Source organism: Erythrobacter sp. MTPC3 (genome assembly GCF_042854385.1).
GTDB lineage: Bacteria > Pseudomonadota > Alphaproteobacteria > Sphingomonadales > Sphingomonadaceae > Erythrobacter.
This window is the reverse complement of sequence record NZ_BTGP01000004.1, coordinates 186,411-210,716: the sequence shown is the minus strand read 5'-3', so window position 1 is coordinate 210,716 and position 24,306 is coordinate 186,411. Positions and strand designations below refer to the sequence as shown.

24 protein-coding genes and 1 tRNA gene are annotated in these 24,306 nt (G+C 59.7%); 14 read left to right on the top strand and 11 right to left on the bottom strand.

From position 1 onward, the window contains the following. Positions 1-202: 202 nt before the first annotated feature. Positions 203-1,012, top strand: a complete 810-nt coding sequence (locus tag ACGHU1_RS07645) for a hypothetical protein (protein ID WP_390585310.1) — start codon at positions 203-205, stop codon at positions 1,010-1,012. A 63-nt stretch (positions 1,013-1,075) separates the two neighbouring features. On the opposite strand, the gene ACGHU1_RS07640 is transcribed toward ACGHU1_RS07645, so the two are convergent. Continuing rightward, entirely contained in the window at positions 1,076-2,086 is a 1,011-nt protein-coding gene (locus ACGHU1_RS07640) for a polyprenyl synthetase family protein (RefSeq protein ID WP_390585308.1), read from the bottom strand. A gap of 65 nt (positions 2,087-2,151) precedes the next feature. On the opposite strand from ACGHU1_RS07640, the gene ACGHU1_RS07635 reads away from it, so the two are divergent. Beyond that, positions 2,152-2,460, top strand: a complete 309-nt coding sequence (locus ACGHU1_RS07635; protein WP_390585565.1) for a chorismate mutase — start codon at positions 2,152-2,154, stop codon at positions 2,458-2,460. Positions 2,461-2,498: 38 nt separating this feature from the next. Here the strand turns inward: ACGHU1_RS07635 and ACGHU1_RS07630 are convergent, their stop codons facing one another. The 4 genes from ACGHU1_RS07630 to ACGHU1_RS07615 all read right to left on the bottom strand — a co-directional run bounded on the left by ACGHU1_RS07630 (position 2,499) and on the right by ACGHU1_RS07615 (position 5,886). After that, a complete protein-coding gene (locus ACGHU1_RS07630; RefSeq protein ID WP_390585306.1) occupies positions 2,499-3,995 on the bottom strand; it encodes a sensor histidine kinase in 1,497 nt (498 codons plus the stop codon). Beyond that, positions 3,946-4,623 carry a response regulator transcription factor gene (locus tag ACGHU1_RS07625; protein ID WP_390585304.1) on the bottom strand — a complete coding sequence of 226 codons (678 nt, stop codon included), beginning with the start codon at positions 4,621-4,623 and terminating at the stop codon, positions 3,946-3,948. Before ACGHU1_RS07625 ends, ACGHU1_RS07630 begins: the two co-directional genes overlap by 50 nt. 126 nt (positions 4,624-4,749) lie before the next feature. Continuing rightward, positions 4,750-5,070, bottom strand: a complete 321-nt coding sequence (locus tag ACGHU1_RS07620; protein ID WP_390585302.1) for a hypothetical protein — start codon at positions 5,068-5,070, stop codon at positions 4,750-4,752. 75 nt (positions 5,071-5,145) lie between these two features. After that, a complete protein-coding gene (locus tag ACGHU1_RS07615) occupies positions 5,146-5,886 on the bottom strand; it encodes an SIMPL domain-containing protein (protein ID WP_390585299.1) in 741 nt (246 codons plus the stop codon). Positions 5,887-6,002: 116 nt separating this feature from the next. Here ACGHU1_RS07615 and ACGHU1_RS07610 point away from each other — a divergent pair, with 116 nt between their 5' ends. Continuing rightward, a complete protein-coding gene (locus tag ACGHU1_RS07610) occupies positions 6,003-7,577 on the top strand; it encodes an amidohydrolase family protein (RefSeq protein ID WP_390585296.1) in 1,575 nt (524 codons plus the stop codon). Between the two features lie 48 nt (positions 7,578-7,625). Next, on the top strand, positions 7,626-9,434 hold the full coding sequence (locus ACGHU1_RS07605; RefSeq protein WP_390585293.1) for an ABC-F family ATP-binding cassette domain-containing protein: 1,809 nt from the start codon (positions 7,626-7,628) through the stop codon (positions 9,432-9,434). 123 nt (positions 9,435-9,557) lie between these two features. On the opposite strand, the gene ACGHU1_RS07600 is transcribed toward ACGHU1_RS07605, so the two are convergent. Further along, positions 9,558-10,028: a DUF6456 domain-containing protein gene (locus tag ACGHU1_RS07600; RefSeq protein WP_390585291.1), complete on the bottom strand. Its 471-nt coding sequence runs from the start codon at positions 10,026-10,028 to the stop codon at positions 9,558-9,560. A 105-nt stretch (positions 10,029-10,133) separates the two neighbouring features. On the opposite strand from ACGHU1_RS07600, the gene ACGHU1_RS07595 reads away from it, so the two are divergent. Then, positions 10,134-10,715: a helix-turn-helix domain-containing protein gene (locus ACGHU1_RS07595; protein ID WP_390585288.1), complete on the top strand. Its 582-nt coding sequence runs from the start codon at positions 10,134-10,136 to the stop codon at positions 10,713-10,715. An 81-nt stretch (positions 10,716-10,796) separates the two neighbouring features. Beyond that, complete coding sequence (locus ACGHU1_RS07590) at positions 10,797-11,987, top strand: glycosyltransferase (protein WP_390585286.1); 1,191 nt, start codon at positions 10,797-10,799, stop codon at positions 11,985-11,987. A 5-nt stretch (positions 11,988-11,992) separates the two neighbouring features. On the opposite strand, the gene secF is transcribed toward ACGHU1_RS07590, so the two are convergent. Genes secF through yajC form a run of 3 tightly spaced genes read right to left on the bottom strand, consistent with a single transcriptional unit; the run spans position 11,993 to position 14,970 of the window. Continuing rightward, entirely contained in the window at positions 11,993-12,970 is a 978-nt protein-coding gene (gene secF / locus ACGHU1_RS07585; protein ID WP_390585284.1) for a protein translocase subunit SecF, read from the bottom strand. A 14-nt stretch (positions 12,971-12,984) separates the two neighbouring features. Then, positions 12,985-14,586 carry a protein translocase subunit SecD gene (gene secD, locus ACGHU1_RS07580; RefSeq protein WP_390585282.1) on the bottom strand — a complete coding sequence of 534 codons (1,602 nt, stop codon included), beginning with the start codon at positions 14,584-14,586 and terminating at the stop codon, positions 12,985-12,987. A gap of 57 nt (positions 14,587-14,643) precedes the next feature. Continuing rightward, entirely contained in the window at positions 14,644-14,970 is a 327-nt protein-coding gene (yajC, locus tag ACGHU1_RS07575; protein ID WP_390585279.1) for a preprotein translocase subunit YajC, read from the bottom strand. A gap of 240 nt (positions 14,971-15,210) precedes the next feature. On the opposite strand from yajC, the gene ACGHU1_RS07570 reads away from it, so the two are divergent. From ACGHU1_RS07570 to accC, 7 genes are all read left to right on the top strand, one after another. Beyond that, a tRNA-Pro gene (locus ACGHU1_RS07570) sits at positions 15,211-15,287 on the top strand. Between the two features lie 67 nt (positions 15,288-15,354). Continuing rightward, the gene (locus ACGHU1_RS07565; protein ID WP_390585277.1) at positions 15,355-17,532 is read left to right on the top strand and encodes a TonB-dependent receptor plug domain-containing protein; all 2,178 of its coding nucleotides are present in this window, start codon (positions 15,355-15,357) and stop codon (positions 17,530-17,532) included. A gap of 53 nt (positions 17,533-17,585) precedes the next feature. Then, entirely contained in the window at positions 17,586-18,479 is an 894-nt protein-coding gene (locus tag ACGHU1_RS07560; protein ID WP_390585275.1) for an HpcH/HpaI aldolase/citrate lyase family protein, read from the top strand. A 72-nt stretch (positions 18,480-18,551) separates the two neighbouring features. Continuing rightward, positions 18,552-18,965 carry a holin family protein gene (locus ACGHU1_RS07555; protein WP_390585273.1) on the top strand — a complete coding sequence of 138 codons (414 nt, stop codon included), beginning with the start codon at positions 18,552-18,554 and terminating at the stop codon, positions 18,963-18,965. A 49-nt stretch (positions 18,966-19,014) separates the two neighbouring features. Continuing rightward, the gene (locus tag ACGHU1_RS07550; protein WP_390585271.1) at positions 19,015-19,455 is read left to right on the top strand and encodes a type II 3-dehydroquinate dehydratase; all 441 of its coding nucleotides are present in this window, start codon (positions 19,015-19,017) and stop codon (positions 19,453-19,455) included. A 133-nt stretch (positions 19,456-19,588) separates the two neighbouring features. Further along, the gene (accB, locus tag ACGHU1_RS07545; protein WP_390585269.1) at positions 19,589-20,041 is read left to right on the top strand and encodes an acetyl-CoA carboxylase biotin carboxyl carrier protein; all 453 of its coding nucleotides are present in this window, start codon (positions 19,589-19,591) and stop codon (positions 20,039-20,041) included. A 10-nt stretch (positions 20,042-20,051) separates the two neighbouring features. Next, entirely contained in the window at positions 20,052-21,401 is a 1,350-nt protein-coding gene (gene accC, locus ACGHU1_RS07540) for an acetyl-CoA carboxylase biotin carboxylase subunit (RefSeq protein WP_390585267.1), read from the top strand. A gap of 8 nt (positions 21,402-21,409) precedes the next feature. Here the strand turns inward: accC and ACGHU1_RS07535 are convergent, their stop codons facing one another. Both ACGHU1_RS07535 and ACGHU1_RS07530 read right to left on the bottom strand, forming a co-directional pair. Next, positions 21,410-22,144: a hypothetical protein gene (locus tag ACGHU1_RS07535; RefSeq protein WP_390585264.1), complete on the bottom strand. Its 735-nt coding sequence runs from the start codon at positions 22,142-22,144 to the stop codon at positions 21,410-21,412. A gap of 116 nt (positions 22,145-22,260) precedes the next feature. Then, the gene (locus tag ACGHU1_RS07530) at positions 22,261-22,521 is read right to left on the bottom strand and encodes a hypothetical protein (protein WP_390585262.1); all 261 of its coding nucleotides are present in this window, start codon (positions 22,519-22,521) and stop codon (positions 22,261-22,263) included. A gap of 421 nt (positions 22,522-22,942) precedes the next feature. Here ACGHU1_RS07530 and ACGHU1_RS07525 point away from each other — a divergent pair, with 421 nt between their 5' ends. Then, a complete protein-coding gene (locus tag ACGHU1_RS07525) occupies positions 22,943-24,250 on the top strand; it encodes an NAD(P)/FAD-dependent oxidoreductase (protein WP_390585562.1) in 1,308 nt (435 codons plus the stop codon). The last annotated feature ends 56 nt before the right edge of the window (positions 24,251-24,306 follow it).

Below are 24,306 nucleotides of genomic sequence, written 5' to 3'. Positions count from 1 at the left end.
ATTCTCTTCGCACAAGCTTGCCGCGGAGGCATCCCCAAATGCGCAAGTCTTTCACTTCGCTTGGCAATCCTGAAAACCGGGGTGATGGCTTGGTCAAACCCGGCAATTGCTGATAGCTTCCATCTCGGGGTCGCAGTTGCACGACACGCCTTTTGACATCGCAATAGCGGTGGAGGCAGGCTGAAACTGATTGGGGAAATTCATGAAAACTATGATGACGGCTTTTGCCGCAATGACACTCGCCGTGGGCGTGACCGCATGCAGCGAAGCTGCCGATACCGAAGCAGAAGCACCCGCGACAACAACCGGGCTGGCTGGCACGTGGAAAGCCAATATCGATTCTGCGGAATTCGAAAATTCGAACAACAATTATCTGATCGCTGATGGCCAATACACCTGCAACAGCTGCCTGCCGCCATTTTCCATCGCGGCAGACGGTGAATGGCAGACAGTCGACCGCCCCGGCGTCGACGCGATCAAAGTCACTGTGGTTGATGATATGACGATCGAGTCCGCATCCCGCCTTGGTGAGAAAGAGCTTGGCAAATCGGTCTGGACCGTCGGCGAAGGCGGTGACACCATGACCATCAACTGGACCAATATGGACGGCGATGAAATGGTTGAAGGTTCAACCAATTACTCCCTTGCGGCAGCTGGACCCGATGGTGCCCACGCGGCATCTGGCGAATGGGCCGTAAGCGATCTGGGTGAAATGAGCGATGCCGGACTGTTGTTCAGCTATGCAATCGACGGCGATACCATCACCAGCACCGGGAACAGCGGCGGCTACACAGCAGTCCTGGGCGGTGAAGCGGTTGTGCCTGAGGGCGACGAGACAGGCGGCATGATCGCGGTCGAAAAAACGGGAGACAACACCTACCGTGAAACATACACGCGCGACGGGGAAGTCATCAACGTGCTCGACATGACGGTCGATGGAGCAACGCTTTCAGCTGTCGGTACCGATCCGCGTGACGGCAGCGTAATACGGTGGACTGCAACCCGCCAGTAAGCGCGGCACATTGTGAAACGATCAGGCCCCGGCTTCACCCAGCGAAGTCGGGGTTTGGTTTGATCAGTATCCGCGCGCGACTGCGAATTGCGCCGCTTCTGCCATCGCATTGCGCGCCGCGCTTTCCGGGAAAATCGAAATCGCATCGATTGCGCGCTGCGCGTAATGGCGCGCTTTCTGCCGGGTGTCCTCGACCGCGTTATGATTGTCGATCAGCGTGATAGCGTGAGCCAGATCATCGTCTGAGGTTCGGTGGCCCGAGATTGCGGCTTTCCAGAACTTGCGCTCTTCTTCTGACCCGCGCGCATGGGCCAGAATGACCGGCAGCGTCATTTTGCCTTCGCGGAAATCGTCGCCCTGATCCTTGCCCATTTCGGCGGCATCGGAATCGTAATCGATCGCGTCATCGACAAGCTGGAAAGCCACGCCAAGGTTGCGCCCGTAATCTTCGAGAGCACGCTCCTGCTCTTCACCGCATTCAGCGACCACAGCGCTGATCTGGCTTGCCGCGGCGAAAAGTGCCGCTGTTTTTGCGCCGATGATGTGAAGGTAGCGCTCCTCGCTCGTTTCGATCTGGCGCTGCGCCGTCAATTGCGACACTTCACCCTCGGCAATGACGGCGCTGGCGTTGCTGAGGATTTTCAGCACCCGCAGCGACCCATCCTCGGTCATCAATTCAAAAGCGCGGCTGAACAGGAAATCGCCAACCAAAACCGTCGCCGGATTGCCGAAAATGATATTCGCAGCCGCTTTTCCGCGGCGCAATTCGCTGCCGTCCACGACATCGTCATGCAGCAGCGTCGCCGTGTGAATAAACTCAACCGCAGCCGCCAATTTGTGATGACGTGTGCCCTGATATCCGACCAGCTCTGCCCCGGCGAGCGTCAGCATTGGTCGCAGCCGTTTGCCGCCGCCGGAAATGAGATGCCCGGCGAGGCGCGGGATGAGCGGAATGTCGCTCTGCATCCGGTCCAGAATGACAGAATTGACCGAATTCATGCCGCTGGCAGTCAGCGACAACATCGGGTCGAGTGTGGGCCGCTTGCGCGGCAGGGGGACGACTTCAGCAGTCATGATTGCGGCTTTGGGGGAGCGTCATTCGCTTGGCAAGCGCAGAATTGCTGCTAGCCTTGCAAGTGATGTCCAATGAAATGCACCCTTCCACCGCTGACGACCCGCAGCTGGCTATCTATCGCAAAAGCATCGACAATATCGACGCTGCGATCATTCACATGCTGGCAGAACGGTTTCGTATCACGCAGGCTGTCGGCCGGTATAAGGCGAAGGTCACACTGCCGCCTGCCGATCCATCACGCGAAGCGCGCCAGATCGAACGGCTGAGGAAGCTGTCCGAAGAGGCCGACCTTGACCCTGAATTCAGCGAAAAGTTCCTGCGCTTCATCATCGACGAGGTGATCCGCCACCACGAACAGGCGCGCGGCGAATAGCGTAAAGCGGCGCGAGATGTCGGATCGCGGACCTGTAATCAGGCGCGCGGCAGGCGCAGCTCGACCAGCAATCCGCCCAGATCCTCGCTCTCCATCAGGGTGACATCGCCGCCGTAAATCTCCGCAACGTCACGCACGATGGCAAGGCCCAGACCGGTTCCAGGTTTGCCTGTATCCAGCCGCGCCCCGCGATCAAAAATCCGAGTGCGTTCGCTGTCGGGTATTCCCGCCCCGTCATCCTCGACCCAGATCAGGCAATCATCGCTGTCCGGCACGGCATCGACGGTCACAAACACGCTTCCGCCGCCATATTTGGCCGCGTTTTCGATCAGATTGCCGAGTATCTCGTCAAGATCCTGACGCTCAATCGAGACAACCGCTTTTTTGTTTCCGTCCAGGTCAAAGCGTGCATGTTCGTGGATGCGTGTGACCGCGCGCAAAACGCTTTCCACGCTCGGCCATACATCCGCGCGAGAGAGCCCCGCGGCGCGCCGTCCCACTGCGCGGGCACGGGCAAGATGGTGCTCGACATGGCGCTGCATCGTCTTCGTCTCGCGCCGCACAAGCTCTGACAGATTGGGATCATGCGCGGTCGCGGCGTTGGTCAGCACGGTCAGCGGTGTCTTGAGCGCGTGGGCCAGATTGCCGGCGTGCATCCGCGCCTCCTCCGCCTGTGTTTCGGAATGGGCGAGCAGTCCGTTCAGTTCCTCCACCAGGGGCTGAACCTCGCTCGGCAAAGGCTCGGTAATCCGGTTCTCGCCCGTCGAGCGCAGTTTGGAGATCGCCGCACGGACCCGGCGTAGCGGCGAGAGACCATAGCGGACCTGCAACAGTGCCATGACAATCAGGCCAAGCGCCAATGCCGCAAAACTCCAGATCAGGATCAGGCGCAGCTGCTGGATTTGAAAGTCGCGCTCTTCGGTCGCGCTCGCCACCGCAAAGGTCCAGCGGGTTTCACTGCCCGGCAGGATAACGCTGCGTTCCGCAATCCTCAGCGGTTCCCCTTCGAACTGGCTGGAATCGTAGAAATGCGCGTCATTGTCGAAATGATCGCCCTCCAGCTCAAGCGTGCGGTCCCAAAGGCTGCGCGATGGCCACGGTTCGTATTCGCCTCCGCTGATCTGCCAGTAAAGCCCGCTGTTAGGCTCCAGAAACCGCTGATCGCCCAGACGCAGGTTGAAATACACCTCGCCCAGCGGATCAATCTCTGCCGATGCGATCATCGCTGTCAGGATGTATTCGAGCTGATCATCGAAACTCTGTTCAATCTGGTTGGTCAGCGTCCGGTCAAGAGCAATGCCCCCGCCGATCAGCAGAACAGATATCCAGCCCGCCGCGATCAGCACCATCCGCCGTGCAAGACTGCCGCGGCGCGGCTGCCGCAATCGTTTCAGCGTGTCAGGCGCATCGCCGGCATCCGCAGCAGGCGCCGGGTCCGCATTGCCAGCCGTCCCGCCATCATGCGGAACGCCGGCCTGCGTGCCCTTACGCCCGAGGTGCGTCTGCGGGGTCGTCGAGGCTGTAACCGAGACCACGGATCGTAGTGATTACCTCTGCGCCTAGTTTCTTGCGGATACGGGTGACGAACACTTCGATCGTGTTCGAATCACGGTCGAAATCCTGATCGTAAATATGCTCGATCAGTTCGGTGCGGCTTACCACCTTGCCCTTGTGGTGCATGAGGTAGCTGAGCAGCTTGTATTCCTGCGCCGTCAGTTTGACCGGTTCCCCGTCCCGCGTGACCCGGCCCGAGCGCGTGTCGAGGCGAACACTACCTGCTGTCAACTCGGACGAGGTGTTACCCGAAGCCCGGCGGATAAGCGCACGGAGACGAGCGATAAGCTCTTCGGTCTGGAACGGCTTGGCAAGGTAATCATCGGCACCTGCATCAAGCCCTGCGACCTTATCCGACCAACTGTCGCGCGCGGTCAGCACCAGAACGGGAAAATCGCGTCCCTCTTTGCGCCACATGCCCAGCACGGAAAGCCCGTCAATCTCTGGCAGGCCAAGGTCGAGGATACACGCATCGTATTCCTCTGTGCTGCCAAGAAAGTGACCATCTTCGCCGTCAGTGGACAGATCGACGGCATAGCCATTCTGTTCCAACGTCGATTTCAATTGCTGACCAAGTGTAGGTTCGTCTTCGACAATCAGGATGCGCATAGTCCACCAGAATTCGCTAAATTAATTGCCAAACTCGTGCGCTCTTGCACGGGGCACGTCAAGCTGACGGCACCGTCTGTGCCGCTAGCTGTCCACCAATGAATGGCGAGTTGCAACGGTTCCAAGTCAGCGTGAGCGATTGATGATGCGGCCGGTGCGCGCGTCGACATCGACATATGTCACCCGGCCATCGCGGATAAATTTAAGCCGGTAGGCGCGCGCAGTCGCGTCATAGGCAGGGCCGAGATACTCTGCGCCGCGCATTTGCGGCAAAACGCGCTTTTCAATCTCGCGCAGCGAAAGCTGGTTGCCCGCCCGCATTTCCTTACGCGCCTCACCCTGATCGGTGCGCGACTGTTCCTGCGCGCCAATCGCCGCCGCACTTGTGGGTGCAGCGCCAATAGCGGCCAGCGCGAGTGCGGCGAGAAGAAGGGGAGGAGCTTTCATAAGTCGGCTCTTGCACTACGGTTTGCGCGTTGAACAGGCCGTGAATGGCGTATGCGGGCGCAGTTCAGCGGCAAATCAGTCGCTTTCACCAGAATTGACCATTTCGTATTTGATCGTGAGGCTGACACCGGTGCTGACCTGTCCCGGCTGAACTGGGGCGCTGGCGGGCGCGCCTGTCTCCATGATCGCATCGCGCGCAACCATTTGCTGCATGGGCCTGCTGTTCGCGATTGCCTCACTGATGGAAAGCACCTGCACGCCGTCATACCCCAGCATCAAGGCATAGGCACCGGCCCGCGCCTGCGCCCGCTCGACCGCGCGGCTGCGCGCTTCATCCTTGGCCGCCGCGTCATCTTCGATAGCGAAAACCGGCCCGCTAAGATCGGTTGCGCCTGCCGTGACCAGCGCATCCAGTATCTCGCCCGTTTCATCAATCTCCCGCAGCTTCACGCTGACCCGGTTCGACACCTGATAGCCCCGAAAAACCTGCGTTTGAGTGTTGCGCTCGTAATCGTATCGCGGATTCAGATTGATCCCGGTCGTCTGGATATCCTGTTCATCCACGCCAAGCGATTTCAATCGTTCGATGACGGTCCGCATCTGGGCAGAGTTTTGCCGCAGCGCCTCGACCGCTGTGCGCGCCTCTGTGCTGACGCCGGCCCCGATGGTCACAATATCCGGGGCAGCGGTGACGCTTTCGAAGACCGACAATTCAATAACCGGGCCATCGGCCTCAATTTCGACCGTTGCGGCTGCGGCGGGCGATGCGGCCATCGCGGCGATTGCCAGTGCGGCGGGAAAAATCAATGATTTCATCAAACTGTCCTCCTGATGCTTTCCATCACACTAGCATCATTTAAGCGGAATGAACGGCGCAATTTCAAAAAGTGCCGCGCCGCGCTATTGCTGCGGCGAAGAGGGGGAAATTTTCCATGATCAAACAAGCCTTGGTTGCGTCCGCAATCGCGTTTTGTGCGCCCGTTCTGGCGCAGGCCACCGCGCAGCCCGTGATGGAAGCGGTGCCGGACAGGCCCGGTGGCGAAGGCGAAGGACCGTATGAGACATTGCTCATTCGCGGTGCGACCATGATCGATGGAACAGGCGCCCCGCCCGAAGGTCCGGTGGACATCGTGGTAAAGGGCAACCGCATCGCCGCGATTGTGCGCGGCGGCGGTGCCCGCGTCGAGCCTGACCGCGTGATCGAGGCAGGCGGCATGTATGTTCTGCCCGGCTTTATCGACACGCACGGCCACCACGGCGACCCGGCGAAGGCTCCGCAGCCCTCTTATGGCTTTAAACTGTGGCTGGCCCACGGCGTTACCAGCGTGCGCGGCGTTGCGTTTCAGTGGGGACCGAACGATCCCTCCGTTAGCCAGAAATGCCGGAGCGAAGCCAACACGATCACAGCGCCGCGCCTGTTCGCCTATCAGGTGCCCGGGACCGTCTGGGGCAAAGGTCCGATAGACAGCCCCGAAAGGGGCCGCGAGTGGGTCCGCTGGGCCGCAGCCAATGGCTATGACGGGATCAAATTTTTCAACAATGAAAGCCCGGCAGAGCTGGCCGCGATCCTTGACGAGGCGGAAACGCAGGGCCTTGGCACGGTTGCGCATCTCGGCCAGCGGGGCGTTGCCGAGGTGAATGCGCGCAAGGCGGTGGAGCTTGGCCTTGACGGTGTAACGCACTTTTACGGGCATTTTGAAAGCCTGCTGGATGACAGTTCTTCGCCGCAATATCCGGCAGATTACAACTACCTCGATGAACAATCGCGCTTTGCGTGGGTGGCGAGACTGGCAGATCAGGTGGGCGAGCCGGGAAGCGAGGAGTGGGACAAATACATCCAGTTTCTGGTCGATAGCGGCGTCACCCTCAGCCCGACATTCAACATCTACTCCGCCAGCCGCGACGTGATGAAGGCACGCAATCTGGAATGGCATGACAAGTATACGCTGCCATCGCTCATGCGGTTCTACGCGCCCAGCCTTACCAATCACGGCAGCTATTACCACGACTGGAGCACCGAGGACGAAGTTGCCTGGCGCGCTTTTTACCGCAAGTGGTTCGACCTCACCCGCGAATTCAAGGATCGCGGCGGGCGTGTGACCGCCGGGTCCGATCCGGGTTTCATCTATCAGACCTGGGGCTTTGCCTATATTGGCGAGCTTGAAATGCTGCGCGAGGCGGGATTGACCCCGCTCGAAGTCATCCAGGCCGCAACAATCAACGGCGCGCGCGAAATCTACGACCCCAAGGGCATTGAGCCGCCGATGGGCTCGATCAGGATAGGCAAGCTCGCCGATCTGGTGATTGTGCCGGAAAACCCTCTGTCCAACCTTAAAGTGCTTTATGGCACCGGTCATACCCGGCTGAACCGGGATACAAACCAGCTTGAAACGGTCGGCGGAGTGCGCTGGACGATCAAGGACGGCATTGTCTTCGATGCGCCCGCTTTGCTGCAAGATGTGGCCGCCATGGTCGAGGCGCAGAAAGACGGCGCAGCGGGAGAATAGCCGCGCCACCTTGCGGGGAGTCCCTGCCTCGCCTACTTGGCGCGGCCTATGGCTCAACCACCAATCCTCTCGCTCGAAGGGCTCGGCCTGCAGCAGGGCGGCCGCTGGCTGTTCGGCGGTCCCGATGTCGAGCCGATTGATCTGCATGTCCTGCCGGGCGACCGGCTCGCGCTGATTGGGCGGAACGGAGCGGGCAAGACGACTTTGCTCAAAGTGATCGACGACCAGATCGAGATGGATCGCGGCATCCGCCGGGTGAAGCCGAACATGCGCATCGTCTTTCTCGAACAAGACCCTGATCTCAGCGGATTTGAGACATTGATGGACTTTGCTCTGTCGGGCGAAAATCCGCCTGCCGAATACGAAGTCGATGCGATTGCCGGGCAGTTGAAGATCGAGATGAACCGTGAAGCCGCCACCGCCAGCGGCGGCGAAAAACGCCGCTCGGCGATTGCGCGGGCGCTGGCTCAGGACCCCGATCTGCTCCTGCTCGATGAACCAACAAACCACCTCGATCTGTCCGCGATTGACTGGCTGGAGGATTGGCTGACGCGGTATAAAGGCGCGTTCATCACCATCAGCCATGACCGGACCTTTCTCAAACGCTTGACCCGCGCGACGCTTTGGCTGGACCGGGGCACCCTGCGCCGCAAGGAAGTCGGCTTTGGCGGGTATGAAGCCTGGGAAGAACAGGTTTATGCCGAAGAGGCGCGCGCCGCTGATAAACTCGATGCAAAGCTGAAGATCGAGGCGCATTGGCTGGAACGCGGCGTCACTGCCCGGCGAAAACGCAATCAGGGCCGGCTGGAAAAACTGCACAAGATGCGCGCATCCCGCGCAGCCATGATCAGCGACAGCGGCGCGGCAAAGCTTAAACTTGCCAGCGATGACGAGTTCAAATCGAAGTCCGTCATCGTCGCGGAAAACATCACCAAGAGTTACGGCGACCGCGCCATCATCAAACCTTTCTCGCTCCGCATCCAGAACGGCGACCGGATCGGCATCGTCGGCGCAAACGGCGCTGGCAAAACGACACTGCTCAAAATGCTGACCGGAGAGCTGGAGCCTGACAGCGGCACCATCACCCGCGCCCGCACGCTGACCGGGGTGATGATCGACCAGCAGCGCACATTGCTGAAACCCGGCGCCAGCGTGCGCGATATTCTGGCCGAGGGCGGCGACTGGATCGATGTGCGGGGATCGCGCAAACACGTGCAGGCTTATTTGAAAGACTTCCTGTTCGACCCGAAGATCGTCGATACCAAGGTTGGCATCCTGTCCGGCGGCGAGCGGTCGCGGCTCCTTCTGGCGCGTGAATTTGCCCGGACAGCCAATCTGCTCGTGCTCGATGAACCGACCAACGACCTTGACCTTGAAACGCTCGACCTGCTGCAGGAAGTGATCGCCGATTTCGACGGCACAGTCCTGATCGTGAGCCATGACCGCGACTTTCTCGACCGGACGGTAACGCTGACATTGGGCCTCGACGGGTCCGGTTCGGTCGATATCGTGGCTGGCGGATACGAGGATTGGGAGGCCAAGCGGGCAAAGCGCGTCGTCGGCAAATCGAAAGCTGCCCGCTCGCCGTCTCCTGCACCTGCAACCGCCGAACAGACTGCACGCAAATCGGACAAGCTTTCTTACAAGGACCAGCGCGATTACGAATTGCTCCCCTCCCGCATAGAGGAGCTGGAGACAGCCATCGCAAAGGGCGAGGCGATCCTTGCCGACCCCGATCTTTTCCAGAAAGACCCGCAGCGTTTCGCGACGATTTCCAAAGGCATCGAAAATGCGCGGACGGAAAAGGACGCTGCGGAAGAACGCTGGCTAATGATCGCCGAACAGGTCGAGGGCTGAAACGATCCGGCGGCCTGAACGCATGACACATTGTCCAACATGTCATGCATGTCCTACAGCACAAGATGCTGAAACCGCTCGTTTTTCTGATGTAGGACACGGGTGACAACTCTCCAACTCGCGTCAGGCGATCCGGTAGTAATCGGCGACCCGTTCGAGCGCGAATTTGAGCACCAGTTTGCCGCTTCGTGCAGGCCAGCCAAGGCTCTTTTCCGTTTCGGGAATGCCTTCGCCAGCGCAGACGACGCGCCACAGCACGTCCTCCAGCCCCTTCCCCGCCAGCGCCATCGCCCCGTCGAAGCGGGATTTTGCCGCGATCTGTTTTTCAGTGCCCGTCAGTCCCTGATCGCCGGTTGTTTTAACCATCACCGGATCCCAGCGCATCGTCACACTGAGGGATAGCTGGGCGCGTTCATAATCGCGGCGCAGCGCCTCGCCTGCGTCGAACAGTCGCCGGTCCAGATGGCCGCGTGCATGGAGCCATTCTATCGGGCTTTCCCCGGCATTCATGGTCACTGTCCGCCGCTTTCCCGTTGCGGGATCGCTGCGGTTCGGCCCTTCGCTCGTCAGTTCACGTTCCACCAGTTTGCGCATCGATTATCCCTTTCGTTCACCGTATTGGTAAGAATGCGCTTGCAATGGGCGTGGCTATGTAGGAAACAATAAATCACCTATTCGGTTCAAAAGTGAGATTGCTGCGTGATCAACCGCATTCGTGACATCCGCAAAGCCAAAGGGATGACCCTCGCCGATCTGGCGCTGGCGTGTCACCCGCCCACCACTGCACAAACCATCGGGCGACTGGAAACGGGGATGCGCAATCTGTCGATCAAATGGATGGACCGTATCGGCCACGCGCTGGACGTGGACCCGGAAAGCCTTGTCCGGTCCGACACCGCGCCCCAACCCAAAGTGGTCGCCCGGCTCGGCGCATCAGGGGCGGAGGCGCTGGAAACCCCGGCAGAGGCGGTGTTGCCATCCGATCTCGCATCGGGCACCGCACAAAAACCGCTGATGGTCGTGACCGTCACTGAAAGCGTCGGCGAGTTTCGTCCCGGCGATATGCTGTGGCTAAAAGAGCTTTTGCCCGATGACGCGGCAGAGGCCATTAACCGTGATTGCCTGGTCCCGCGCCCCGGCGCACGCTTTGCCTTTGGCCGCCTGATCGACCGGCGCGGCACGCTGGTGGGGATATTGCCGCCTGGTTCGGGTCTGAAACAGCAGGTGGTCGATAATCCGCCGTGGATCGCCGTCGCCGTCATGCTGGTGAGGCCATTATGAGCCGGACGCTTTAACCGTGTCTGTTGCCCAGCCATTATCGAGCGTTGGCGCACACAGACAAACGTAGGACTGGAACCCTGATTGAAGCACGTTCTCGCCATAAGCACCTTGTATCCGAACCCGGTTAATCCGCGTTTCGGAACATTTGTTGCGCGCTCATTAGAGGCGCTGGCAGCGCGCGGAGACTGGCGGGTTACGGTCATCAATCCAATCGGGATCCCGCCCGTTGCGGTTGGCCGGTACAAGGCGCTGTCGCAGCTGGATGACACGGCCCGCGAAAACGGCATCACAGTGCACCGCCCCCGCTTTACCCTCATCCCCAAAGTCGGCGCACGCCGCAATGCGGCCGCGATTGCAAAAGCGGTCCTCCCCCTCGCTCAAAGCATCGATGCCCGGCATCCCGTCGATATTGTCGATGCGCAGTTTTTCTTCCCCGATGGTCCCGCCGCTGCACAAATTGCAGCGGCATTGGACAAACCGTTATCGATCAAAGCGCGCGGCAGCGACATTACGTATTGGGGAAAGCAAGAAAGCGCCGCCGGTCAAATCCGCGAAGCAGCACAGGCGGCAACCGGACTGCTATCGGTAAGCGAGGCATTGAAGCAAGATATGGCCGAGATGGGCCTGCCCAAAGAAAAGATCACGGTGCATTACACCGGCCTTGACCGTGACCGGTTTCGCCCTCTCGATCACACGCAGCTGCGCAGCCAGATCACCAGCGCATTGGAATTCAAACTGCCCGACAACGCGCCGCTGCTGCTGTGCGTCGGCGCGCTGATAGAGCGTAAGGGGCAGGCATTCGTCATAGAGGCGCTGCCCGATATCCCCGGCGCGCGGCTGGTGCTGGTTGGCAAAGGCGAGGACGAGGACAAGCTGCGCAATCTGACGCGGGATAAAGGCGTGGCAGACAGGGTGCATTTCGCAGGTTCGATCGATCACGACCTGTTGCCGCTGCTGCTCTCGGCCGCCGATGTGATGGTGCTGCCGACCGCGAATGAGGGATTGGCTAATGCGTGGGTGGAATCGCTCGCCTGCGGCACACCGGTCGTCACCGGCGATGTGGGCGGCGCGCGAGAGGTCATCACCAGCGATGTTGCAGGGCGTTTGCTGCCCGATCTATCGGCAAGGTCTGTGGCAGACGCCGTTACAGCGGTGTTAAACGCCCCTCCCCGCCGGATAGATGTCGCTGCGTTTGCAGAACGGTTCAGCTGGGAAAACAACGCAGCGCAGCTTGCCAGCCATTACGACCGGCTGCTGACTGCTGCGGAGTAAGCGGATTAAACCTGCCCGCGGGCTTTCTTTTCTTGAATATCCGCCTCAGTCTCTTTCGGGACAAAACTGTCGGAATTGACGCCCAGCCAGATCAGGATCGGCGCGGCGAGATAGACGCTCGAATACGTGCCGATGAACAGGCCTGCGGTGATCGCAAAGACCAGTCCGAACAGGCTCGCCGGGCCAAACAGCAACAGCGGCAACAGCGCCACCAGCAGCGTCAGCGATGTCATGACCGTGCGCGCCAGCGTTTCGTTGACCGACAGATCGAGCAATTCGGGCAGCGGCATCTTGCGATACTTTTTCAGGTTTTCGCGGATGCGGTCGTAAACGACAATCGTATCGTTCAGTGAGTAACCGATGATCGCGAGAATGGCCGCGATGATCTGGAGCGAGAATTCCAGCTGGAATATCGCAAACATACCGAGCGTCAGCGATACGTCATGGAACAGCGCGAACAGCGCGCCCACGCCGAACTGCCATTCGAAGCGGATCCAGATATACATCGCAACGCCCAGCATCGCGAGTGCGAGCGCGAGCACGGCATCCTGACGAAATTCGCCCGCAACCTTGCCTGAAACCGTGTTGTTGCCGTCTGTGCGGACCTCGTCATACTCGCTCTGGATCAGGGCGATGACTTCATTGCCGATTTCGGTGGCGGCGCCGGGCGTGTTTTCCACCTCGGCAGGCAGCGGAACACGGATCGACACCACATTGGGCGCGCCGAATTCCTGCACGACAGGGGTGCCGTAACCCAGCCCGCCGACCAGATCGCGCAATTCGGAAACGGGTGCCTGCTGGGTTTGCTCAAAAGTCAGTTGCACTTCCTGACCGCCGGCAAAATCGACGCCGTAATTGAGGCCCTGCGTCAGCACCGCAGCCCAGCTGGCGATGACCAGCAACATGCTGACGATGAAGAACGGGACACGCAGTTTCAGAAATTTGATGTTGGTGTCAGCGGGAACGAGTTTGAGCAGTTTCATGTTTCAGCCCCTCCTCAAACGTTGATGTCGCTAGGACGTTTGGCACGCAGCCAACCGGCGACCCACATGCGGGTCAATGTCACAGCGGTGAAGACGGACGTGAACAGGCCTGCGACCAGCACCACGGCAAACCCTTTCACCGGGCCTGAGCCGAACAGGAACAACAGCACCCCTGCAATGAAGTTCGTGATGTTGGCATCGTAAATCGCGCGGGTTGCCTCTTTATAACCGTTCTCGACCGCAGCGATAACGCGCCGCCCGCGTTTACGCTCTTCTCTGATGCGCTCATTGATCAGCACGTTGGCATCCACCGCCGCACCGATGGTTAGGACGAACCCGGCAATGCCCGGCAGTGTAAGGGTCGCGTTGAGCACCCCGGCCATGATTCCGATCAGGATGAGGACGTTGAACACCAGCGCAATTGTCGCATACACACCAAACCGGCCATAGGTTGCGATCATCAGGGCGATCACGGCAAAACTGCCGATAAGCATGGCGAGCATGCCGCGCTCGATCGAATCCGCGCCAAGCTCTGCGCTGACCGTGCGCTCCTCGATGACGGTAAGCGGAACAGGCAACGCGCCCGACCGCAGCGAGATTGCAAGGTTGTTCGCGCTTTCGGCGGTAAAACTGCCCGAAATCTGTGCCGCGCCGCCCAGGATAGGCTCGCGGAATGACGGTGTGGAAAGCACTTCCCCGTCGAGGATGATCGCAAACCTCTTGCCCACGTTCTGGGTTGAAAGCTGGGCAAACCGCTGACCGCCCTGCTGGTCGAACTGGATATTGACCACGTTTTCGTTCGTATCGGGACTGATGCCCGATTGCGCGCCTGTCAGGCTGTCACCGCGAATACCGCCAAGCCGTTTGACCGCGACCGATTGCCCTTCAAAATCGCTGCCTTCAGCATAAGGGAAAATCTGGCTTCCCGGAGGGGCGATGCCCGCCTGCACATTGGTGATGAGCGCGTTGTCATCGACCATCTTGAATTCCAGCTGGGCCGTTTGGCCGAGCAGTTCTTTCAATGCCTCGGGATCTTCAAGACCCGGCACTTGCACCACGATCCGCGTGTCGCCCTGCCGGATGATTGTGGGTTCACGCGTTCCAAGCTCGTCGATACGGCGGCGCACAACCTCGGTCGCGCTTTCCATCGCATCGTTCACCGCGCTGTCGGTCCCGCTATCGGTCGGGATCAGGACCATGCGCTGCGTATCGATCACTTCAAGGTCCCATTCGCGCACAAGGTCCTGTCCCTGCATGACAGGTTCAAGGATGCCGCGCGCCCGGTCGATATCGCTGACTTCATTGAGCATGAAGGACAGCCGCCCGTCAGCGGTCGAAACATCGCCGATGCGGATGCGCGGTTCGGCATTGCGCATCGCTGCGCGCACCGTTTCTTCCATGTTCTCCAGCCGCTGCGCCGCGACTTCATTCGGGTCAGCTTCGAGCAGTAGGTGAGAACCGCCGGCAAGGTCGAGGCCAAGATTGACTGTCGGCTGCGGCAAAGCGTCGGGCCATTCGACCGACGCGGCGCTGAAAAGCGAAGGCAACGCCATCGCTGCCGCTGCAAGGGTCAGACCCCAGAGCCATATCTTCTTCCAAAGGGGAAAATCAAGCATTGCCGCTATATCTCAGTCGTGATCCGGGAGGGTCGTTCGCTGCCGCCTGTCAGGCGATCAGTCGTTGGCCGCGCTGCCGCCGGGCGGGATGATGTCGCCAATGGTGTGCTTCACCACTTTGACGCGAGTATCCTTGGCGATGTCGACCTCTACATAGGTGTCATCGACTTTGGCAATTTTTCCGACGAGGCCGCCCTGCGTGACGACCTGATCGCCTTTTTTCAGACCGCTGATTTTCGCCTGATGCTCTTTTGTCCGCTTCATCTGCGGGCGGATGATGAGAAACCAGAAAATCACCACCATGCCGATGATCGGCAGCCAGTTGATCCATGCTGGCGGCGCTTCGCCTGCGGCGGCGCCTGCTGCGGCTAGAATTTCAAACATGTGTTATCGAACCCATCTAAACATCTGCGGTCAATCGCGGATGGTTTGTCATCGCTCCGTCCATGCCGGGCGAAGCCTCCCCATTCGCTACAAGTGGGCGCGGTTAGCAGCATTGCAAGCGCCTCGCAATCAAGCCTGCGCATCCCCGGCGAACCTTTTGCCGGAAATCATCGCGCCGCGTGGTGCAATCGCGCTTGCATGGCGGCATCCATCGCCGTATAGGCCGCGCCTCCACTGGGACGGGACGTAGCGCAGCCTGGTAGCGCATCACACTGGGGGTGTGGGGGTCGCTGGTTCGAATCCAGTCGTCCCGACCAGTGGAAGTTTGTCGAAAACCCTCGTTGATTGCGCACCGCGCACTTGCAGGACGACAACATTCGTTCAATGCGCAGCATCAACCTTGCGCCGGACGAAAGCTTTCAATCGCACATGACCCATAGAGCCTCCCTTCTGACGAGTGCTGCCATCACGCTCGTCGCGGTATCTTCTTCTGCACAGGCGATGGGAGATGATGTGTCTATTTCCGCGGCAGAGGAAACTGGCGCAGAGGAAGCGGCTGCCGCGCAGGAAGGGTCTTCGCAAACCGATTCCGCTCGCACCCGCCGCGTGTTCCTGCCCGAGGATTTCGAACGGTTCGCCCCCAGAAGCGCGCTCGACATGGCGCAGCAGATACCCGGCTTTTCCATCCAGTCGGATGACGGCAATCGCGGGCTGGGTCAGGCAAACACGAATGTGATCGTCAACGGACAGCGAATCTCTGGCAAGACCAACGGCCCGATAGAGGCGCTACAGCGTATTCCCGCCGAGGAAGTCGTCAGGCTGGAAATTGTCGATGGGGCCAGCCTAGATATTGGCGGCCTGACCGGGCAGGTGCTGAATGTCATCACCCGATCCACCGGAGGGATTGCTGGGCAGTTCAGGTATTCGGCGGAATGGCGCAGTTTCGGCGTCCCGTTCCGCTGGGGAGATGGGCAGGTATCGCTGGCGGGCGGCGGTGAAAATTCCGAATGGACGCTTAGCCTTGAAAACGATTCCGGCAGGCGCGGCAATGAAGGTGTCGAACAGGTGTTCGACGCGGCCGGCCAGCTGATCGACGTGCGCGACGAAAAATCGAACTTCAATTCCGACCGGATAACGTTGTCGGGGTCTTATGCTCGCACCGCCAACGACGGCAATATCCTGAACCTGACGGGCGCGGTTGAAGGGTACATTTTCAGGCAGACCGAAACATCGGAGCGCATCAGCCCGGTTGATCCGGTGGACAGGTCACGCCTGTTCACATCGCGCGACGATGAATTCAATTACGAAATCGGCGCCGATTACAGTTTTGGCCTCGGCAGCGGCGTGTTTAAACTGATCGCATACAACAGATACGAAGACAGCCCGACGGTTTCGCGCGTCATCACCCTGTTCGCGGATGACAGCGCGCCCGAAGGCTCCGTTTTTGCGCGCGATGCCGATGAAGGCGAAACGATCCTGCGCGGCGAATACACCTTTGGCGGCCTGGGCGGCGATCTGCAATTCGCGCTGGAAGGGGCGCAGAACTTCCTCGATATCGAATCCGATCTTCAGGTTCGCGGCGATGACGGCACGCTGGAACCCTTCCCCTTCACCGGTTCCAGCGCCCGCGTTGATGAAGACCGCGTGGAAGCGAGCGCAACCTATAGCAGGGCGCTGGCCGACAATTTACAGATGCAAATATCGCTGGGCGGCGAATATTCAAAAATCAGCCAAAGCGGGCCGCTGGGCCAGACGCGCAGCTTTTACCGGCCCAAGGGGTTCGCCGCGCTGGATTGGAAAGCGACCGATACGCTGAACCTTTCGGGCCGGATCGAACGCGAGGTCGGCCAGCTCAATTTCTTTGACTTCATCGCGACGGCCAACCTCGATCAGGACCGGGTCGACGTGACCAACGCCAATCTCGTCCCGCCGCAAAGCTGGCTGTTCGAGATAGAGGCAACACAAAGCCTTGGCGCGCTGGGATCGCTCAACCTGCGGGCGTTTCACGAAGAGATCAGCGATATCGTCGATCAGGTTCCAATTCCCGGAGGCGGGCAGGCACCGGGCAACATCGACGCTGCAACCATATCGGGCCTGTCCGGGGAATTGACGCTGCTCTTCGATAGCATCGGCGCGCGCGGCCTGCGGCTCGATGCGGACGCATCGATTACTCAGAGCGAAGTGATCGACCCGCTCACCGGGATTGCGCGCGAAATTTCGGACAACGATTATTACGATTACTCGGTCGAGCTGCGGCAGGATTTCTTCGGCACCCCGTGGGCTGTCGGCGCGGTTTACCGGCAGGACGAAGACCGACCCAGCCTGCGTCTCGACGAATTTTCCGTGCGACTTGAACGGCCCGGTTTTGCCCGCGTATTTGTGGAGCACAAGGACGTGTTTGGAATGACCGCCCGGTTCCGGGTAGGCAACCTCCTCTCGCAGGAAGACACTTTCGACCGGACGATCTTCCTTGATCGTGCCGCCGGGCTCGTCGATTTCAGCGAACAACGCCGCCGCAAGTTCGGCACGATCTATTCATTCGATATCGAAGGTTCGTTCTGACGGTTGCGCATCGTTTCGGTTTCGGCATATCGCCGCAGCCGAGAGGATTGACGATGACCGACAGCAAAACCGCCCTGCCCCCTATGCGATCATGGCTGTTCGCGCCCGGCGACAGCGAAAAGAAGATGGCAAAGGCCATCGCGAGCGAGGCGGACATTGCGCTGCTCGACCTCGAAGATTCGGTCACGCCGGAGAACAAGGGCGCGGCGCGCGCATTGGTGGCCGATGCCATCGCCGCTGCGCCTGCGGAAGCAAACGTCTGGGTGCGGATCAATCCGCTCTCGACCGGCTGGACCGCTGACGATCTGGACGCGATCATCGGCAAACGCGCGCCCGGCGGTGTCTTCCTGCCCAAAGCCGAAGGCGGCCACGATGTGGCGACCCTCGACACGATGTTGACCGAGCGGGAAAAAGCCTGCGGAATCGAGCAGGGATCAATCAAGGTCGCGGCGCTCGTCACCGAAACGGCTGCGGCGATGTTTACCACCGGCACCTATGACGGCGCGCCGCGACTGGTCGCCATGAGCTGGGGCGCCGAAGACCTGTCCAGCGAACTCGGCGCGCAGCAACAGCGCGGGCCGGACGGCGAATACACCCACGTTTTCGAAATGGCGCGCAGCCTGTGCCTGCTGGGCGCAGTGAAAGCGCGCGTCGCTCCGATTGAAACAGTGCAGCCGGAGTTTCGCGACCTCGATAAACTGAGCGAGCGCGCCCGCCGTGTCAGGGCGCAGGGGTTTCGCGGGATGCTGGCCATTCATCCTGCGCAAGTGGCCCCGATCAACGAAGCCTTTACGCCGAGCGCCGAAGAGATCGCACATGCGCGGGCCGTGGTGCAGTCTTTCGCCGACAATCCGGGCGCGGGTGCAGTTTCAATGAACGGCAACATGCTGGACCGCCCGCACCTCGCGCTGGCCGAGCGGCTGCTCGCTGAGGCGGGAAGAACCTGATACGAACTTCGTATTTTCCTACAATAACCCATTTGGTTATACGGCGCGACTCATTCCACAGGAGCGCGATCTATGGCCATTCTCGAATCTCTCATCGGACCCATCACCTCGATCATCGACAAGGTGATCCCTGACAAGGAAGCCCGCGCCAAGGCCAAGCTGGAACTGCTCAAACTCGAAGGCACGCAGGAGATGAGCCTGATCGAAGCGCGGCTGCAAGCCATCGTCGCCGAGGCCAATTCGCAAGATCCATGGACGAGCAGGGCGCGGCCCAGTTTCCTGTATGTCATGTATGCCATCATCCTGTGGGCGCTGCCGATGGGTATCCTTGCCGCATTCAGCCCCTCCACCGCAGATGAGATTGCGCGCGGTATGAACGCGTATCTCAATGGCCTGCCCGAACCGCTCTACGCGCTGTTTGGCACAGGCTATCTCGGCTACACCGCTGCGCGTCAGTGGGGTAAGGTCAAAGGCGTAGAACGGTAAGCACGATCACGGCTTCCTATCGGGGTTGGCAGGCGCTAACCCCGACAGGATGAGCAACACAGTTTACGTCCTCAACGGTCCCAATCTCAACCTCCTGGGCCTGCGCGAGCCGGACATTTACGGTACGCAGACGCTCGATGATATTGCAGGGATGCTGGAAGACCGCGCCCGCGATCTGGGCCTTGCGATCGACATGCGCCAGACCAATCACGAAGGGATGCTCGTCGATTGGCTGCATGAGGCGCAGGCGCAGGGGGCGCGTGCGGTGCTGCTTAATGCCGCTGCCTACACGCACACCTCGATTGCCCTGCTCGACGCGATAAAAGCGATCGCGACCCCGGTGATCGAGGTGCACCTGTCCGATCCCAAGACCCGCGAAGAATTCCGGCATATCAGCTATATCGGGCAGGCGGCTGCGAAAACCGTCGAAGGGCACGGCGCCGACTCGTACCGGATCGCATTGGAAGCCGTAGCGTCGGGCGAGGTTTAGAAAACCGCGCGCATTTCGGTGACATCGGTGCATTGCCACTTGCCAGCCGCAATTGGCGTCAATAGTCACGCATGAAACTAGACAAGGGGTACGCATGGCTACCAGTAAGCCGGCCGCCGGAAAAAATTCCGGCATGAACATAGAATCCAAGCTCGTCCGCGAACTCGCGGAATTGTTGAACGAGACGGGTCTTACAGAAATCGAAGTCGAAGATGACGGGCGCAAGATCCGCGTTTCGCGCGGCGGCGTTGCGGCTGCTGCTCCAGCGCCGGTTGCCGCTGCACCGCTGGCTGTACCCGCTGCTGCCCCCGGTACGGCTCCTTCGCCGGAAGCTGTGCCTGCCGCTGACGCTGCGGACGCGATGAAATCGCCGATGGTGGGAACTGTCTATCTCGCCCCGGAACCGGGCGCTGCGAATTTCGTCAAGGTCGGCGACAAGGTGGGCGAAGGCGACACCTTGCTGATTGTCGAGGCGATGAAGGTGATGAACCCGATCGCCGCCGACCGGTCCGGCACGGTCAAATCGATCCTTGTCGATAACGGCCAGCCGGTCGAATTCGACCAGCCACTCGTCGTCATCGCGTAAGCGAGCAGATATGAGCATTACCCGCATCCTGATCGCCAATCGCGGCGAAATCGCTTTGCGCATCCACCGCGCAGCGCATGAAATGGGCATTGAGACGGTCGCCGTGCACTCCACTGCGGATGCCGATGCGATGCATGTCCGGTTGGCCGATCACGCGGTCTGCATCGGGCCGCCATCTGCCACCGACAGCTATCTAAACATGGCCAACATTATTTCGGCCGCGGAGGTTGCGCAATGCGACGCGATCCACCCCGGCTATGGCTTCCTGTCGGAAAACGCGAAATTCGCCGAGATCGTTGAGGCGCATGACATCGCCTGGATCGGGCCAAAGCCTGAGCATATCCGAACCATGGGCGATAAGGTTCAGGCAAAGAAAACCGCTGGCGAACTGGGCCTGCCGCTGGTCCCCGGATCGGACGGCGCGGTTTCCGACCCTGAAGAGGGCAAGAAGATCGCCGCCGAAATCGGGTATCCGGTGATCATCAAGGCCGCATCGGGCGGCGGCGGACGCGGCATGAAAGTCTGCGAAAGCGAAGACAAGCTCGCCAGCCTGATGCAAGCCGCCGGTAATGAAGCGAAGTCGGCTTTCGGCGATGCCACCGTCTACATCGAGAAATATCTCGGCAATCCGCGCCATATCGAATTTCAGGTGTTCGGCGATGGCAATGGCAAGGCGATCCATCTGGGTGAGCGCGATTGCTCGCTCCAGCGCCGCCATCAGAAGGTGCTCGAAGAAGCGCCCTCCCCCGTCATCTCGCACGAAGAGCGCATGAGGATGGGCGAGGTCTGTTCAAAAGCGATGCGCGATATGGCCTATCGCGGTGCGGGCACGATTGAATTTCTGTGGGAAAATGGCGAGTTCTATTTCATCGAAATGAACACGCGCCTGCAGGTCGAACATCCGGTAACCGAAGCGATCACCGGCGTTGACCTTGTCCGGGAACAGATCCGCATCGCCGCTGGAAAGCCGTTGTCCGTAACACAGGACGAGCTGGAGTTTCGCGGCCACGCCATCGAGTGCCGGATCAACGCCGAAGACCCCTTCACCTTTGCCCCGTCACCGGGCGAAGTGACGTATTACCATGCCGCTGGCGGCCTGCATGTCCGGGTCGATTCCGGCCTGTATGCCGGATACCGCATTCCGCCCTATTACGATTCCATGATCGCAAAGCTGATCGTCTATGGCCGCACCCGCGAAGGATGCATCATGCGCCTGCGCCGCGCGCTGGAAGAAATGGTGGTCGAAGGCGTGAAAACGAACATCCCCCTGCATCAGGAATTGCTGCGTCAGGATGATGTGCTGCACGGCGATTATTCGATCAAATGGCTCGAGGACTGGCTGGAAAAACGCGAAACCTAGCAGCGGGTTCAGAATTCTTGTTCGAAGGCGAGCGCAGCCGAAACGCCTTGGCGCTCACCAAATTGTTGCGCGGCCAGCCATCCCTTTATCGGACCAAACGCCGAATTTTGCGTGCCGAAAATGGAAAGCGCGGTCGATGTGCCCCAACTATCGAAGGGGTACTGCGTTCGAGAAATCATCACGCCGATCTGGTCACCATCACGCAAACGACGCGAAAACCCGGCCTGAGAATGCCAGGTGTGCCGAGTAGCGAAGCGATCACTCTGAATGAATTCGCGCCTTTGATCGACCCAGTAAAAAGTGTCCTCGTGCGAGTACAACAGACCCGCTTCAAAACTGCCGATTTCTGAATAGTAATCGCGAAAGACGCGTTCTGTGGCAAAGGTGAGACCCGCAGTGGCCGACACCCAGAGTCCGTCCGCGATGCTTTCATATCGGGAAAGTGAAACTTCCAAGCGTTCCAATTGAGACGATCTGAAATGGTCCTGACCGAACTCATTTAGAAAACCGCCGGTTGGCAGGTCATTATGCGGCGCAAAGCCAAATTCGTCGCTTGTATGCGTTTCGACCGTCGCCTCTAACCGCCAATTGGCGATTGTCGCCTCAATATTTACCTCGGCGACTTCGCTGATGCGCGGATCAAGCTCGCTATAGAGTCCCATCTCGCTGTTTGTATCTACGGCGACCGATTGCCCGTAGGACGGGACCGAAAAAGCCATCGCGGCAATCGCGCCAGCGCTCACAACATCTCTTCGCCAGACGGGCATGGCGTTCTCTCCCAAGCGTTCAGATACTCCTGCATAAATTCGCGGCGTAACAAGCGATGCGGAGTGACGCACAGGTCACTCCGCCAGCTTGTTCAGTCGGGAACCTTGGGCGTATCGGGCACCCATCCATCTGGCTTCGTTTTGGGATCGACATTGGGGGTTGGCGTGTCGACTTTTGGTGCATCGGTGTCAGGCACACGCGGGGTGTCCGGAATAAAACCGTCGGGCTTTTTCTTTACGTCCTTCCCTTTTTCTACCGGAGAAACCGGTAACTTTGGAGCGTCTTGAGCCGTTGCACTCGTGCTCATCGCCAGAAATGCGCCGGCTACTGCAATCGAAAGTATTGACTTCATCGTTCTCCTCCTTTTAACGATTTGTTAACCATATCATTCACCGCGCTAACTCATTGATTGCGCATAAGAGTTAATCCCAAATAGCTCACAGGCAGCTGATCTATCCTGACCGCGTTGGATTTGTAGGAATTCAACCTAGACCGCTGGATTTATTGCATTTTGGTCTGAAGTAAGAGCTTGGGACGTGCTGATACTTCGGCTGCAAGCCAGATAAGAACTGCTTGTGTATTCACAGGTATGAAGTCAGCATCCTTTTCGGGGCACAAGCTGAGTGAAAGCGCGTTGAATGGTTATGGAACACAGCTCCTTTCTCGAAACCGATCCGGACAAAGCTTCGTCCGCCGTCAGGCTGGACGATGACGCGGATGCGGCGCGGGACACGGCAGAGCCGGCTACAGAAAAGCGGATCGAAGATAGATCAATGCGCAAAACCCAGATCGTCGTAGTAGGCGGCGGCGCTGGCGGGTTGGAGCTGGTGCGCAAACTCGGCGCGAAATTCGGGCGCAAACATCACGACATTATTCTGGTGGACCGCAACCTCAGCCATATCTGGAAGCCGCTTTTGCATGAAGTTGCCGCCGGATCGCTTGACGCAAACCTCGATGAGGTTGGCTACCGCGGGCATTGTTATAGATGGGGCTACCGCTTTTTTCAGGGCCGCCTTGACGGGATCGACCGCGATGCCCGCACGATCAGCCTCGCGCCGATGTATGACAAGGACGGGACCGAGGTCATCGCCGGCCACACGATCCGTTATGATTATCTGGTCCTGGCAGTTGGATCGATCTCCAACGATTTCGGCGTGCCCGGTGTGAAAGAGCACTGCATCTACCTCGATTCGCGCGATCAGGCCGACAAGTTTCGGACCAGGCTTCTCAATCACTGCCTGCGCGTCAGCCGGGCCATGATGGCAAATCCGGACGCGGACGAGCAGGTGAAGATCGCCATCGTCGGTGCGGGAGCCACCGGGGTAGAATTGGCGGCCGAATTATACAACGCAGCCGGCGCGCTGCGGCATTACGGGCTGGAGGTGTTCGACGAAAGCCGCCTCAACGTCACCCTGCTGGAGGCGGGGCCGCGCATACTGCCCGCTTTGCCCGAACGCCTATCGGACGCGGCGCGGCACGAGCTCACCGAGCTTGGCGTAAAAGTGAAAACCGATACGCAGGTGATTGAGGCGCGTCCGCGCGTTTTGCAGACCAGCTCTGGCGAGACCATCGAAGCCGACCTCATCGTCTGGGCTGCAGGGGTAAAAGGGGCCGAATTCCTCAGCGAGCTTGGCCTGCAAACCAATCCGCGCAACCAGATCAAGGTGCGCGAAACGATGCAAACGCTGGATGATGACCGCATTTTCGCACTCGGCGACTGCGCATCCTACATTCCCGAAGGCGAGCAAGCCCCCATCCCGCCGCGCGCGCAGGCAGCGCACCAGATGGCCGGAACGGTGTATGACAACATCGTGCGGTCAATTAAGGGTAAGCGGCTGAAAACCTTTGTCTATCGTGACAAGGGATCGCTGATCTCACTCAGCCGGTTTTCTACCGTGGGCAGCCTGATGGGCAACCTTGTCGGCGGCAGCCTCGCTGTTGAAGGGCGGATCGCGCGTTTCATCTACACCTCGCTTTACGGACTGCATCTGCTCGGCATCCATGGCTGGATGAAGGGGGTGTTCCTGATGTTGATCGGACGGGTGAACCGCATCGTCAGACCCCGGCTAAAGCTGCATTGAAGCAGGCGGCGCTGCGAGCGCCCCTCAATCGAAGGCAAAATGAGCCGCGCGGGCAC